Source organism: Variovorax sp. P4_D9 (genome assembly GCF_056401695.1).
This window is the reverse complement of record NZ_JBFUIU010001325.1, coordinates 1-1,721: the sequence shown is the minus strand read 5'-3', so window position 1 is coordinate 1,721 and position 1,721 is coordinate 1. Positions and strand designations below refer to the sequence as shown.

At 63.4% G+C, this 1,721-nt stretch carries 3 protein-coding genes; all 3 read left to right on the top strand.

Annotated elements, in window-relative coordinates; genetic code table 11:
• Positions 1–300, top strand: a 300-nt coding sequence (locus tag AC1DY5_RS54505; RefSeq protein WP_478122508.1) for a PAS domain-containing protein, incomplete at its 5' end; no start/stop codon positions are given.
• Between the two features lie 68 nt (positions 301–368).
• Positions 369–758, top strand: a complete 390-nt coding sequence (locus AC1DY5_RS54500) for a PAS domain S-box protein (RefSeq protein WP_478122507.1) — start codon at positions 369–371, stop codon at positions 756–758.
• Between the two features lie 8 nt (positions 759–766).
• Positions 767–1,721 (top strand): hybrid sensor histidine kinase/response regulator (locus tag AC1DY5_RS54495; RefSeq protein WP_478122506.1); only part of this gene is annotated, 955 nt, incomplete at its 3' end.

The following is a 1,721-nucleotide window of genomic DNA, read 5'->3' as shown; positions in this document are numbered from 1 at the left end:
CTACAGAATCTGATCGCATCGTCCGAGATCGCCACGGTGTTCGTTGCCCGTGGAATGCGGGTGAAACGCTACACGCCCCACGCCAGCCAATGGTTCAATCTGATCCCTTCGGACCTGGGGCGTTCGCTCTTCGACCTCACGAGCCGGCTCGACTACCCTGAGTTGGCCCAGGACACTGCCTCGGCCTTCAAGGACTTAAGAATCAGCGAGCGCCATGTCGGCCGCGGACGGAAGGCACTTCCTGGCGCGGATCCTGCCGTAATCGCACGGCCGAAGACAGGATCGAAGGCGCAATCCTGAATTTCTTCGACGTCACGGCACTGCATCAGTCGGAGGAACGTGCGCGCGCCGGTGAAGAGCGGCTCAAGGTGGTCGCCGCCACGGCGCAGGATTTCGCGATCATCACCACCGACGAAATCGAAAGCATCGCCACCTGGAACGCCGGCGCCGAGCGCATCTTCGGGTTCACAGAAGAGGAGATGCTGGGGCAGCCCATCGCCAAGATCTTCACGCCCGAAGATCAGGCCAATGGTGTACCCGAGCGCGAGATGCGCACGGCCGCCGAAGAGGGTCGCGCCGAGGACGAGCGCTGGCATCGTCGCAAGGACGGCACTCGCTTCTATTGCATCGGCGTGATGACGCCCTTGGAGGGCGGCGCAGGCCCGGGATTCGCCAAGATCGCGCGCGACAGACGGGTTCGAAACGTCAGGAGCTCGATCAGGAGCACCGGATCTTCAAGGAGAAGAAGGCGAGCCTGACGGCGCAGATGGCCAACGAGCTCAAGGACAAGTTCCTCGCCGTGATGTCGCACGAGCTGAAGCAGCCATTGAATCTCATCCAGATGAACGTGGAATTGCTGGCCCGCCTGCCTGCAGCCGCCGAGCACCCGAAGGTGCGAGTGATTGGCGACACCATCAGGAGGGCGGTCGCGAGCCAGACGCGCATCATCAACGACCTGCTCGATCTTTCGCAGATCAGGACCGGCAAGATGCGTCTGAATCGCGTTGCAGTCGACGTGAGCGAGCTGGTGCAATCGCTCGCGAGCGCCTCCACTGCGGATGTCCCGGGCAAGCGCTTCGATCTCGAAGTTCGTTGCGGACCCGATGTGTCGTGCCTTGGCGATCGCGTGCGGATCGAGCAGATCGTCTGGAACCTGCTGAGCAACGCGGTCAAGTTCACGCCGGATGGCGGCCGCATCTCGGTCTCTGTCGACAAGGATGGCGATCAGGCGAAAATCACGATTGCCGACAGAGGCTGCGGCATCGCTGCGGAGAACCTGTCGCAGGTATTCGGCATGTTCAACCAGGCCGAGGCCGATGCCAACGCACGCAATGGCGGGTTGGGAATCGGCCTTGCGCTGGTCCAGGAACTCACCAATGCACACGGTGGGCGGGTCGAAGTCGACTCCGGCGGCCCGGGCCAGGGGTCACGGTTCTGCGTGTGGCTGCCCCGTCACGAAAAGTCCTCCGAGGATGCATCGCAAATCCCTGCAACGGCGGCGGCGGTCGACTTTCACACCCTGCGCGTGCTGGCGGTCGACGATCACTCGGAGAGCCTCGAGCCCTTCGCCGAAGTGCTCAGACTGGAGGGTGCCGCGGTCGACGTAGCCCAGAGCGCCAAGGCCGGTCTGGAATTGCTCGAGGCAAATACCTACGACCTGCTGATCTCGGACCTCGGCATGCCGGAAATTCGTCGCGGAGGCCCGCCGCCCGGCGACGCGC